Here is a 12950-nt window from a genome sequence, read left to right on the forward strand (position 1 = left end):
TCCACGCACAACCTCATTTGATATGTTAAGAAAATTCATTGAACGGCCGGTATTATCCACCGTTATCTCCATCATTATTGTCATGCTGGGCGTGCTGGGGCTAATCACCCTGCCCGTTTCCCAGTACCCCGAAATTGCTCCGCCGACCGTACAGGTGCAGGCGACGTATACGGGGGCCAACGCCAGCGTGGTACTGTCCAGTGTGATTGTACCGTTGGAAGAACAGATTAACGGGGTAGAAGACATGATGTACATGACTTCTACGGCGGCCAACGACGGTACTGCCACCATCACCATTTTCTTCAAACTCGGTACCAACCCTGACTTAGCGGCGGTAAACGTGCAGAACCGCGTATCCCGAGCGACGAGTTTGCTACCGCAGGAAGTAACGCGGTCGGGGGTAATTACCAGCAAGCGGCAAAGTAGTAACGTACTGATCTTTACCTTGTATAGTAAAAACAAGGCCTACGATGCTACGTTTTTACAAAACTACGCCAACATCAACATCGTACCCCAACTCAAACGGGTAACCGGGGTAGGGGATGCGAGTGCGTTCGGTTTGCGGGATTACGCCATGCGGATTTGGCTGAAACCGGACGTGATGGCTACCTATGGACTGATTCCCGATGACGTATCAGCGGCTTTGGCGGAACAAAACGTGGAAGCGGCTCCGGGTCAGTTCGGGGAAAGCAGCGACCAGTCGTTCCAGTACGTCATCAAATACCCGGGTCGTCTGAAAGACCCCGGTCAGTTTGAAAACATGATTATTCGTTCGACGCCGGGTGGACAGGTACTGCGGTTACGGGATATTGCCCGGGTAGAATTGGGAGCCCAAAGCTACGCCAGTATTTCGACGTCGCAGGGCTATCCTTCGGTGGCACTGGCGGTCAACCAGACGGCGGGTTCGAATGCTCAGGAAGTCATCGAAAACTCCCTGAAAGTAATCAAGGAAGCGGAAAAATCATTTCCTTCCGGGGTTCATTACGCGGAGCTGCTCAACGCCAACAACTTCCTGGATGCTTCCATTGAAAAGGTAATTCATACGCTGATCGAGGCCTTCATCCTCGTATTTATCGTAGTGTTTATCTTCTTGCAGGATTTCCGTTCGACGCTCATTCCAGCCATTGCTGTACCCGTCGCGATTGTTGGTACGTTCTTCTTCCTGAACCTGTTTGGATTCACGATTAACTTGTTGACACTCTTTGCTTTGGTACTGGCCATTGGTATCGTAGTGGATGATGCCATTGTCGTAGTGGAGGCCGTGCACGCCAAGCTCGACGAAGGGTATCAGTCAGCCCGCAAGGCTTCCATCGACGCCATGAGCGAAATCAGCGGAGCTATCATCTCCATTACGCTGGTGATGGCGGCGGTATTCGTACCAGTAAGTTTTATCGGTGGCTCGACGGGGGTATTCTACAAACAGTTCGGGCTAACGCTAGCAATTTCGATTATTCTTTCGGCCATCAACGCCCTGACGCTGAGTCCAGCCCTGTGTGCCCTGCTGCTGAAACCGCACGACAAGGAGCACCATAAGAAAGGATTCATGCAACGTTTTTATACGGCGTTCAATACGGGTTTTGATGCCGTTACAGAAAAGTACAAACGTTCGGTAACCTTCCTTTCGGCGAAAAAATGGATTGCTCTGGGTAGTATTGCCGTGTTTGCGGGAATCTTCGTCTGGTTGCTTCGATCAACGCCCTCGGGTTTCGTTCCTAATGAAGATCAGGGAACCATCTTTGCTAACATTACGCTACCTCCGGCTTCGTCCGTAGAGCGTACCACGGCCATCGGGGATGAAGTAGACCGCATTGCTCGCGAAATGCCCGCCGTACGGTTCACGACGCGTCTGGCCGGACGCAGTATCATTAGTGGGAATGGTAGTTCATACGGGATGGTCATTATTGGCTTGAAAGACTGGAAAGAACGCCCGGATAAGGATAACAATGCCGTAATCCGGGATCTGTTTGCTAAAACCGCTCACATTCGCGGGGCTGAAATCGTGTTCTTCTCGCCACCGACCATTCAGGGTTTTGGTACCAGCAACGGTTTTGAGTTACAGTTGCAGGACCGGGCGGGCGGAACCATCGAAAAGCTGTTCCAGGTCGAAAAAGATTTCATGGCCGCTTTGTTGAAACGTCCGGAAATTCAATTTGCCACAACCACCTTTAACCCGACATTCCCGCAGTATCAGGTCAACGTAAATGTGGCCCGTACCAAAGAAGCCGGATTAACGGTCAACGCCGTATTGAGTGCCTTACAAGGGTATTTTGGTGGCGTGTATGCTTCCAACTTTAACCAGTTTGGTAAGCAATATCGGGTAATGATTCAGGCTGATCCGGCGTACCGGGCCAGTCCCCAGAACCTGAACTCCGTATACATCCGTAACACGAGTGGTACGATGGCTCCGATTTCCGAATTCGTGACGATGGAGCGGGTGTACGGACCGGAAACGATCACCCGGTTTAACCTCTTTACATCGGTATCCATCACGGGTACGCCGAAGCCGGGTTACAGTTCCGGGGATGCCATCAAAGCCATTCAGGAAGTGGCTGCAACTACGCTGCCCCAAGGATATGGTTACGAATTTTCGGGGATGACCCGGGAAGAGTTAACCAGCGGGGGACAGACCATTTACATCTTTATTCTGTGTCTGGTCTTCGTATACTTCCTGCTGAGTGCTCAGTACGAAAGTTACATTCTGCCCCTGGCAGTACTGCTTTCGCTGCCGGTTGGTCTGGCCGGAACCTTTATTTTCGCCAACCTCTTCGACATCAATAATAACATCTACCTCCAGATCACGCTCATTATGTTGATTGGTCTGTTGGCGAAGAATGCGATTTTGATTGTGGAGTACGCCGTCGAACGACGACGACACGGCATGAGTATCGTGCAGGCCGCCGTAGATGGTGCCCAGGCCCGTTTACGCCCGATTTTGATGACGTCCTTTGCCTTTATTCTGGGTCTGGTACCCCTAGCGGTTTCTACCGGGGCCGGAGCTTTAGGAAACCGTTCCATTGGTACGGGAGCCGTCGGCGGGATGTTGATTGGTACCCTGTTTGGGGTCTTCGTGATTCCGGTTCTGTTCATCATCTTCCAGTCTTTGCAGGAACGCATCAGTGGAACGCCGGATCAGCTGAAAACGGAGGAAAAATCACACGCCGACCTGATGGCCGGAAACTAATACAAATGGTACGGAAGGAGGAGTGTTGGATGAACCCTTCCGTGCCCTTACCATTGACCAGTAAATTTATGAATCGAAAACTTTTGTGGCAGGCGTTCGCAGTGCTGATACTGCTGCAAGTGCTTGCCGCCTGTCGAATAACAAAACCCTACGAAGGTCCGAAGGGAAAGACGGAGGGCTTGTACCGGGATCAGGCCGAGACGGATACCGCAACGCTGGCGGATATGCCCTGGCGGAACATGTTTTCCGATACGACTCTGCAGGCATTGATTCAGGAAGGGCTGAACAATAACCTGGATTTGAAGGCCGCCCTGACGCGAATCGAAGTGGCTGAGGCCAACCTGTACCAGAGCCGGATGGCCTTTTTCCCAAACGTAACGGGTAATGGAACAGGAGTAACGGCTAAAGTGCCTCAGGTACCGAGTGCCGCAACGGGTTTTGCCAGACAACAATTCCAGTTGTACGTGAATGCCAGTTGGGAAGCTGACATCTGGGGTCGTCTGCGGAGTACCCGAAAGGCCAATCTGGCTCAGGTACTGCGGAGCGAAGCTACGCGTCGGGCTATTCAAACCCAGCTCATTTCTGATATTGCCAACAGTTACTACTCCCTGCTGGCTCTGGATGCTCAGTTAGCCATTACGCAGAAAAACGTGGAGATCTGGCAGCAGAACGTAGAGACTATGCAGGCCTTGAAGGAAGCCGCCGTAGTAACCGGAGCCGCCGTCGTACAAAGCGAAGCGAGTCAGTACGCGGCCGAAGTAACGATCCCCTCGCTGAAACAAACGGTTCGGGAAACGGAAAACGCTTTGAGCGTATTGCTGGGTCGTGCACCTGGTGCAATCAAGCGTACCACGTTGCAGGAGCAACAGACCATGGAGAGCTTACAGGTGGGCGTACCGGCTCAGTTACTCAGCAATCGTCCGGATGTGCAGGAAGCCGAGCTATCCTACCGAAGCACCTTTGAACTGACTAACGCAGCCCGAACGTATTTTTACCCCTCACTTACGCTAACGGGTAATGGCGGTCTTTCTGCTCTTTCGTTAGGAAATCTGTTTTCGACGGCTTCCATGTTTGGCAACCTGGCGGCGGGTATTGCTCAGCCGATCTTCGCCAGGGGTGCTAACGTGGCTCGCTTACGAATCGCCAAAGCCGATCAGGAGCAGGCTTTACTAAGCTTTCAGCAGACGCTGTTGACGGCAGGACAGGAAGTTTCAAATGCTTTGTTTGCGTACCAGACCGCTACGGAACGAGCCATGATTCGCGGACGTCAGCTTAATGCTCTGAACCGTTCCGTTGATTACACGAAAGAATTATTGAAATACAGTTCAGCGAACTATACCGAAGTACTCGTAGCTCAGCAAAGCTTACTTTCTGCCGAGCTAAACAGCGTTTCTGACCGATTGCAGCAGTTGCAGTCAGTCGTAAACTTGTACCGGGCTTTAGGCGGGGGCTGGCAGTAAAGGATATACAGATTAAAAACGAACAAGGTCCAGCAAAACTACCGGACCTTGTTCGTTTTTGGACGAAAAGTACTTTGATTCGTTCAGGAGCTGAAATATGCTTAAGGTAGCAATGTTGTATTTGGATGACGATGATTTGAGGTATATCTGCTTGTTTATTTACAGGGAATTAGGAAGAGTTGGAATGAGCGAAAGGTTTTGCAAGCCTTCAGGGGCACTTGGCCCACCCGGTAGGCATAGCCTACCAACTTTTACGTCCGTAGCGGATGCTACAAACAACGCGTCCTGCCTACTTTACTGGATTGCTGTAAATAAACTCGAAATGGAAGGTGGCCGTTTCTAACTGCCAAATGGCGGGTACAAGTTTGGAAACTTACACCAGTAGCCCCTCTTCAACCGAACACTCCAACCCCGAAAGGGTTCAACGTGCATAACCTCGTATGGAATACGGGGCAAACTGAAAACTAGACTTACCTTCCCAGCCACACCTTAAAGTCTGTAATCCGATCACCGCTGACGAACACTTCGGCTCTTGGTTCCGGATCCAGGTCTACTTTCAGTTTTCCAGCGGAGTACGTATGAATCGTTTCGATAGCCGGGAAGGCCACCAGAAACTGCCGGTTCACCCGGAAAAAGCGTTTCGGATCCGTTACTTGATTCAGCTTATCCAGACTGTATTCCACGGGTAATTTCTGACCATCCTGCGTAACCAGAAAAGTACTTTTATCCTCCGAAAAAAAGTACGCAATATCGGCCGTTTCAACACTCCGGATTTTAGTACCGATGGAAATCATGAAGCGACTTTTGTACTCCGTTTCCTGCGGTTTTTGAATCAGCTGAAGAATATTTTTCAGATCCGGCAGGGGCTGACGCAAGGACTTGAATTTATCCAGAGCTGCCGTTAATTCTTCGTAATCAATCGGTTTTAGTAAATAATCGACGCTATTTACCTTAAACGCCCGAATCGTATATTCGTCGTAAGCGGTGGTGAAAATTACCGGAACTGTCAGCGAAATCTGATCGAAAATGGCAAAGGCCAGTCCGTCTTCCAGGTGGATATCCATGAAAGCTAGGTCGGGAACGGGATGTTCCTGAAACCATTCGACGGCCTCGGATACGGAAGGCAGTTTCGTTAGCACCTGAATCGAAGCGTCGTATTTACGCAGTAGATTTTCCAGCCGTTCGGCGGTCAGGTATTCGTCTTCAATGATGACTACGTTCATACCAGCAAAGGAATTTTAACAACAAAGGCGTCCTGTTCCGGACCGTACCACACCGGACGTTCGGTGAGCAGGCTGTACCGGGCCGTAATATTTTTCAAACCTACCCCCGTAGATACTTCGGGTTGCAGGCGGGGCTTAAGGCCATTTTCGACGATTAAAGTTTCGTCTTGCGTATAGATGTGTACACTTAGCGGTTCCTTACTCGACATACGGGTATGCTTTACGGCGTTTTCGACCAGCAATTGTAACGTCAGCGGAGCAATTTTATACCTCTGTTGCGTGGCTTCCGGTACGTCAATCTGTACCTCGAATTTTTCCCGAAACCGAATCCCCAGCAAGAACGCGTACGACTGGATAAACTCAATTTCCGTTTTCAGCGATACCAGATCATTGTCTTTCTGTTCGAGAATATAGCGATACGATTTGGAAAGCTGAGCAATGAATTTTTCGGAGAGATTCGCATCCACGTGCACTACCGAAGAAAGAATACTCAGACTATTGAACAGAAAATGCGGATTGACCTGATTCTTCAAGGCCGCAAACTGAGCCTGTACATTCTCTTTTTCAAGTCGTTCGGAGCGAATCTGAATTTCCTGCACGCGTTGCGTTGCCCGTATGGCCGCCATCAGGTAGAAAGCCGCGAGCATAATCATGATGGAAAAGCCATTATTGGCCCGGCTGACGTAGCCCCATACTTCCTGCGACCGTTTAGGGGGCTGCATATGCTGCGGAGGAAATAGCCAGAACCGAAAATCCATATAAAGACCAATGCATTTGTGCAGGGTCCAGTTGAAGACGACGGCCAGTACGAGTGAAGCCAGTAGGGCAACTAACTGAGCAGGGAATCTAAATTCGAGCAGGTAATTTTCACCGAAATACTGAAAAATTTTCTGCTGAATCCCGTCCGCCACCCGTAGCCAGATCACAAAAAGCCCGAAGGAGATCAGGCACAGCGGGATGGCAAAATTTGACAATCGCAGCAGTCCTTCCCAGCTACGGATTGGATCAGGAACGATGGCATACAGCACGGTCATCGAGTAGATGAACGCGAGCGTCAGGGATAACTGCCACCGTTGCCGGGAAGTCAAACTATTGGCCATACAGGTTAGGGTAGAAAAGGGGCTTGGTTTGTACCAAGTCTGACACAAAAGTCAGTTTCCAAACTGGGATTTGAAAATCAATGCGGACGAATGCCGAATCGGGGCCGACGAATCGGGGAAAAGCCCGACGAAAGCCAAGGATGGACAGAAAAAAATCCCTGACGGATGAGGTCAGGGATGGAGAAGTGCAAAGCGGCTTGCTGTAACAAAATTCTCGTCGAAACTGAAAATTCCGTTAGCTATTAACTTAAATCTTTTTATTCAGCACCTTATCCAGGCTATAGTCGCCAGGGCCCAGAATCAGAATGGTTACATAAGCAACCAGATAATGCGTAGCCAGTTCGGCTTCCCCGAAAATCTCCCCGCCGTGGGCTAAAAATGCCGCTACGAGCATCGTAATGATCAGCGGAATAGTAGCTACCCGGGTAAATAAGCCCAAAACTAATAGGATAGAGCAGAAAAATTCGGCAAAAATGGCCAGTGCCATCGAGGTAGGGCTACCGAGGCCGAACAGACTCATGAATTCGTTCTTCTTTTCAGCGTAGTTGCTCAGCTTCTGATACCCGTGCGGCAGCATCAGTAAACCAGTGCCTACCCGTAAAACGAGCGTGGCCCAGTTAATGGAAGAAAGCGTGTACGAGATAGAAAATAATTTTCGCATGTCAGATCAGTTTGGTTGAATGAAAGAGGGGTTCGGCTAGTTAACCAATCGATTAGGTATTTGTTCAGGTCATCCAGACAAGTCCTAGTCCTAAAATCATAAAGCTAATATACAGCCTGATCTTCTAAATGAGTTAAAAAATAGTACTCAACTCCAGGAGATAAATAATCAGTTGCTGATTATCAGTATAGTAGTGGATTGAATGTTGATTCGTACCATAATTGATTTGTAATTTTTTAAGAAAGGCTTGTTTTCTTAGTTTTAGTATTTTTACTTTGTCTATAGAAATGGTAGTTTATTGTAAATGGTCATGAAAAAAGATTTATTCTCTCTCTTCTCTTGTTGTCTTTTTCACGGTTCCTAGTGGCTTGGTGTATGGCCATCTCAGGCGTTCTGCGGGTTTCTGAAGGCTCGGCAGGAATAGCATTTCCCTAACTCCTTTATTTTAATTACATCTACTTTATGCAACTACTTTTAAAAGTTCTGTTGCCGGTACTTCTATGGGTACAGGTGCAGGCCGCTCTGGCTCAGCAGGTGACGGGTGTGGTTCGTTCCACGGCCGATCAGCAACCGCTGGCGGGCGTTACGGTGCAGATCAAAGGCACCACCCGAGGAACCGTAACGAATGCGGAAGGTACCTATACTGTCACGGCTCAGCCCGGTGAAACGCTTCGTTTTTCATTCATTGGTTATAAAGCCGAAGAACTGGCGGTGCCCGAAACTGGCGTATTGAATGTTAATCTGAATAATGAAGAATCTGCATTACAGGAAGTCGTAGTAACGGCTTTGGGTATTGCCAAAGAGAAAAAGTCGCTGGGCTATTCGGTGCAGGAATTGAAAAGTACGGAAATCTCACAGGCTCGCGAAACGAACCTGGTCAATGCCTTATCGGGTAAAATTGCCGGGGTAAACATCACGAATAGCCAGGGGAATATGGGTTCTTCCCGGATCGTCATTCGCGGGGAGACCTCTATTGCGGGAAATAACCAGCCGCTGTTTGTCGTCGATGGAATTCCCGTTGATAACTCGCAGTTTGGAAGTACGGGTACCAACCGGGATTATCCCAACGCCATTGCCGACATCAACCCCGATAACATCGAAACCATTAGCGTACTGAAAGGCCCCAATGCGGCGGCTCTGTACGGATCGCGGGCAGCGAATGGAGTAATCCTGATCAAAACAAAAGGGGGCAAAGGGAACAAGGGTTTAGGGGTAACGCTCAATGCGGCTCATACCTTTGAAAACCTGCTGGTACTGCCTGATTACCAAAACGTATATGGACAAGGGACAGGGGGACTGTTCTCGTATAAAGACGGAAAAGGCGGTGGGCTGAACGACGGTACCGACGAAAGCTGGGGCCCGAAAATGGATGGTCGGCTGTTACCGCAATTCTTTTCTAAAGGTGAAGCCGTGCCTTTTGTACCGCACCCCGACAACGTGAAGAACTTCTTCAAAACGGGTCATACCAACAACATTGGTGTGTCGATTGCGGGTTCGGATGCAAAATTCGATTACCGTTTCTCGTTCAACAATACGCGTCAGACGGGCGTAGTGCCCAATACGGATATTACGAAAAACAACTTTTCGGTAAACGGTACGTACCACCTCAACGACCGACTGACGATTAATACGAGTGCCAACTTCATTCGTTCGGAGTCGGATAACCTCTCGGCTCTGGGTGGCCGGGGGTCGAGTGTGATGCTGCAATTCCTGTGGTTTGGCCGTCAGGTCGATACGGGTTTACTGCGGGATTACCGGGCCAATGGTGAGAATGATTTCAACTGGAACCACAGTTACTACAGCAACCCCTATTTATTGCTGTACGAAAATACGAACGCCCAGCGGCGGGATCGTTTCATTGGTAACGTGAATCTTAATTATAAAATCAACGACTGGCTGTCGGCGATGGTCCGGACCGGTAACGACTTTTATACCGACCGACGCAAGTCGAAAATTTCCTACGGAACGAATGGTACGCCTTTCGGTTCGTACGCGGAAGATGCCTACGTAGTCAACGAAAACAACACGGATTTTGCTCTGAATTTCAACCGCAAGCTCAGCGATGATTTTGATCTGGAAGGACTCGTCGGAGGAAACATTCGCAGTAACTTCTTCGAGCAAAACTACCAGCAGGCTCCGCGTCTGGCCGTAGCCGGATTGTACACGCTCAACAACTCCCGCGATCCGCTGGTATCGAACAACGTATTCAAACGTCGGCGGGTGTACAGTGCCTACGCATCGGCTCAGCTGGGTTTCCGGAATTATGCATTCCTGAACCTGACGGCTCGTAACGACTGGTCATCGACCCTGCCTCCCGGTAGTAATTCGTACTTCTATCCTTCGGTGAATGCCAGTGTGGTCCTGACGGATGCTTTCAACATTCGTACCAACTGGCTCTCGTTTGCCAAGATTCGGGGGGGCTGGGCTGAAGTAGGAAACGATACGGACCCGTACCAGTTGACGAACACGTATCCGTTCAACCAGCCCTTTGGTAGTAATCCTTTGCTGACGGTTTCGGACGTATTATTGAATCGAAACCTGAAGCCGGAAATTACGCAGTCGAGTGAAATTGGTTTAGAACTGGCTTTGTTCAAGAGTCGCGTTCGGGCGGATTTCAGCTATTACAACTCCGACAGTTATAACCAGATTCTGCGGGCCGACGTGAGTCCGACGACGGGCTACAAGCAAAAGCTCCTCAACGCCGGGCACATCAATAACCACGGTTTTGAGGCTCAGTTGAGTGGTACGCCCGTACAGACCTCGGGTGGTTTCAAATGGAACGTCATCGTGAACTTCTCGCGGAACATCAGCAAAGTCGTTTCACTGGACGATCAGGGTTTACTGAATCAGTATATTCTCGGCAGCAATGGTACCACGCAGGTACTGGCGGGGGTAGGTCAACGGTACGGAGCCTTGTACGGATCGGCTTTTCAACGCGATGCCAGTGGTAATGTAGTGGTAGGAGCGAACGGCTTCCCGCTGAAAAATGCCAACCTGCAAACGCTGGGCTATTATACGCCGAAATGGATTGGTGGGATTACCAACGCCTTCAGCTATAAGGGCTGGAACCTGAGCGTTCTGATCGATACCAAGCAGGGTGGACAGATCTATTCGGCGACCAACGCTACTGGACGCTACACGGGTGTACTGGAATCGACGCTACCGGGCCGCGATGCAGAACACGGCGGACTGTCGTACTACTACGCCGGAAATAACACGTCATCCACGCCCGTACAGGTTGCTGGACCTGACGCGAAAGCTCCCAATGGCGAGCGGATTTATTCCGACGGAATCATTTTCAACGGCGTAACGGCGGATGGTCAGGCAAATAAGACCATCGTCCCCGCCGAACGGTACTACAAAAACATTTACAGTAACAGTGCCGGGGTGAACGAGGCCAGCGTATTCGATGCTTCTTTCATCAAACTGCGGGAAGTTCGTCTGAGCTATGCACTGCCCCAAAATCTGGTGAAGCGGTTGTCGTTACAGGGGGTAAACATTTCGCTCATTGGCCGGAACCTGGCATTCCTCCAGAAAAAGGCTCCGAACATCGATCCCGAAACGGCCTTCAATACGGGTAACGGGCAGGGTCTTGAATCCCTGCAACTACCCACCACCCGGAGTTACGGCGTGAATTTAAACATCAGCTTCTAATCAGTTTAGCGTTTGGAGTTTAGGGTTTTGAGTGGACAGATCTTATGCATTATAGCAACAGAATTAACGCAAAACCCTAGACCCAAAACGCTGATCTCAACTCATACTCCCATGAAACGTATTTCCCAATTATTGCTTCCGCTGACGCTGGCTTTGGGGCTTTCGGCTTGCCAGAGTGAGCTGGAAGACATTAACAAGAACCCCAACGAGGCTACGCAGGGTCAACCCGATTATGTATTGACGAATGCTCTGAAATCCAGTGCCGATCTGGTGATGGGTTCGGATGCGTCGATGGAAACGACCGTACTATTTGTGCAGTACTGGGCGAAAATTCAGTATACCGACGTCGATAAATACACGACGAGTCCGACCAACGTACAGAATGTCTGGACGAACACCTATACGCAGGGGCTGAACGATTACGCAGAAGTAATTCGGCTCGGCGAACAGGCTAAAAATCCGAATTATCAGGCTGTAGGACTGATCATGCGTTCCTGGTCTTTTCAGGTACTGACGGATTTGTACGGAGACATTCCTTACTCGCAGGCTTTGAATATCGACCAGTACTTAACGCCGAAGTACGACGCTCAAAAAGACGTATATACGGGTTTGCTGAATGATTTACAGAAAGCAGTCACGCTGATTGATGATACGGGAGTCAGCCCGATTTCGGGTGATGTAGTCTACAAAGGCAACATGAAACTCTGGCGGAAATTCGCTCAGTCGCTTCGGTTGCGGATTGCCCTGCGGATTGCGGATCGCGATGCAGCTACGGCGAAAACAGTTATTTCCAGCTTAAGCAAAACGGATCTGATCGCCAGCAATGATGAAACGGCTCAGTTTACCTACCTCACGTCACCCAACCAGAACCCCGTCAACCGGGATCGCGAAACTCGTGATGATTACCGCGTGAGCAAAACCATCGTAGATAAGCTCGTCCAATTGAATGATCCCCGACTGAGCGTTTACGTCAACAAAACGGCGGATTATACCCCGCAGGGATACATTGGGGTTACCAACGGCTTACCGGCGGATTCAGCGGCTCGTCTGGGCTTTACGAAAACATCGAAACTGGGCGATTACTTCACGGCGGCTTCGGCTCCGGCGGTATTCGTGAACTACGCCGAAGTACTGTTCAACCTGGCCGAAGCGGCTCAGCGGGGCTTGACGTCGGATGACGCCGCTACGCTCTACAAACAGGCCGTCACCGCTTCCCTGCAACAGTATCGGGTAACTGCCGACGAGATTAGCAACTACCTGGCTCAGCCTTCGGTAGCCTATGACGCAGCCAACTACAAAAAATCGATTGGGGAACAGAAATGGCTGGCCTTATTCGGCGAAAGTCAGGAATCCTTTGCCGAATGGCGGCGACTGGATTATCCGCAGTTGAAGCCCGCATATGCCGGAGTACTGAACGGCCGGATGCCCGTACGTCTGACGTATCCCACGGGTGAACAGGCTCTCAACAACGCCAACTACAAAGCAGCCGTCGCCAATCAGGGAGCTGATTTACTGACGACGAAGTTGTGGTTTGATGTAAATTAAAAGGAAGAGATTTTTAATAAATCGGTTCGTGTTCATTTACCGTGTGAACTGACCCAAATAATCTATTTTTAAGCCCCGTTCTTACACTATCCGTAGGAACGGGGTTTTTCGTAATTAGTGCATATG

7 protein-coding genes are annotated in these 12950 nt (G+C 49.9%); 4 read left to right on the forward strand and 3 right to left on the reverse strand.

The window, feature by feature from the left end:
• The first annotated feature begins 22 nt into the window (after window positions 1–22).
• Both C5O19_RS03750 and C5O19_RS03755 read left to right on the forward strand, forming a co-directional pair.
• Window positions 23–3181 carry an efflux RND transporter permease subunit gene (locus C5O19_RS03750; protein WP_104709963.1) on the forward strand — a complete coding sequence of 1053 codons (3159 nt, stop codon included), beginning with the start codon at window positions 23–25 and terminating at the stop codon, window positions 3179–3181.
• Between the two features lie 68 nt (window positions 3182–3249).
• The gene (locus tag C5O19_RS03755; RefSeq protein ID WP_104713863.1) at window positions 3250–4641 is read left to right on the forward strand and encodes an efflux transporter outer membrane subunit; all 1392 of its coding nucleotides are present in this window, start codon (window positions 3250–3252) and stop codon (window positions 4639–4641) included.
• Between the two features lie 470 nt (window positions 4642–5111).
• Here the strand turns inward: C5O19_RS03755 and C5O19_RS03765 are convergent, their stop codons facing one another.
• From C5O19_RS03765 to C5O19_RS03775, 3 genes are all read right to left on the reverse strand, one after another.
• The gene (locus C5O19_RS03765) at window positions 5112–5864 is read right to left on the reverse strand and encodes a LytR/AlgR family response regulator transcription factor (RefSeq protein WP_104709965.1); all 753 of its coding nucleotides are present in this window, start codon (window positions 5862–5864) and stop codon (window positions 5112–5114) included.
• Window positions 5861–6964: a sensor histidine kinase gene (locus C5O19_RS03770; protein ID WP_104709966.1), complete on the reverse strand. Its 1104-nt coding sequence runs from the start codon at window positions 6962–6964 to the stop codon at window positions 5861–5863. The genes C5O19_RS03765 and C5O19_RS03770 overlap by 4 nt, the downstream gene beginning before the upstream one ends.
• A 247-nt stretch (window positions 6965–7211) precedes the next feature.
• A complete protein-coding gene (locus tag C5O19_RS03775) occupies window positions 7212–7625 on the reverse strand; it encodes a DoxX family protein (protein ID WP_104709967.1) in 414 nt (137 codons plus the stop codon).
• Window positions 7626–8087: 462 nt separating this feature from the next.
• On the opposite strand from C5O19_RS03775, the gene C5O19_RS03780 reads away from it, so the two are divergent.
• Window positions 8088–11279, forward strand: a complete 3192-nt coding sequence (locus C5O19_RS03780) for a SusC/RagA family TonB-linked outer membrane protein (RefSeq protein ID WP_104709968.1) — start codon at window positions 8088–8090, stop codon at window positions 11277–11279.
• A gap of 111 nt (window positions 11280–11390) precedes the next feature.
• Window positions 11391–12824, forward strand: a complete 1434-nt coding sequence (locus tag C5O19_RS03785; RefSeq protein ID WP_104709969.1) for a SusD/RagB family nutrient-binding outer membrane lipoprotein — start codon at window positions 11391–11393, stop codon at window positions 12822–12824.
• Window positions 12825–12950 lie beyond the last annotated feature (126 nt).

It is taken from the genome of Siphonobacter curvatus, assembly GCF_002943425.1.
In the GTDB taxonomy this organism is placed as follows: domain Bacteria; phylum Bacteroidota; class Bacteroidia; order Cytophagales; family Spirosomataceae; genus Siphonobacter; species Siphonobacter curvatus.

What these genes read in the sequence shown, in the direction of transcription:
- C5O19_RS03750 (WP_104709963.1), top strand. Translation starts at nt 23, where the DNA reads ATGTTAAGAAAATTCATTGAACGGCCGGTATTATCCACCGTTATCTCC.
- C5O19_RS03755 (WP_104713863.1), top strand. Translation starts at nt 3,250, where the DNA reads ATGAATCGAAAACTTTTGTGGCAGGCGTTCGCAGTGCTGATACTGCTG.
- C5O19_RS03765 (WP_104709965.1), bottom strand. Translation starts at nt 5,864, where the DNA reads ATGAACGTAGTCATCATTGAAGACGAATACCTGACCGCCGAACGGCTG.
- C5O19_RS03770 (WP_104709966.1), bottom strand. Translation starts at nt 6,964, where the DNA reads ATGGCCAATAGTTTGACTTCCCGGCAACGGTGGCAGTTATCCCTGACG.
- C5O19_RS03775 (WP_104709967.1), bottom strand. Translation starts at nt 7,625, where the DNA reads ATGCGAAAATTATTTTCTATCTCGTACACGCTTTCTTCCATTAACTGG.
- C5O19_RS03780 (WP_104709968.1), top strand. Translation starts at nt 8,088, where the DNA reads ATGCAACTACTTTTAAAAGTTCTGTTGCCGGTACTTCTATGGGTACAG.
- C5O19_RS03785 (WP_104709969.1), top strand. Translation starts at nt 11,391, where the DNA reads ATGAAACGTATTTCCCAATTATTGCTTCCGCTGACGCTGGCTTTGGGG.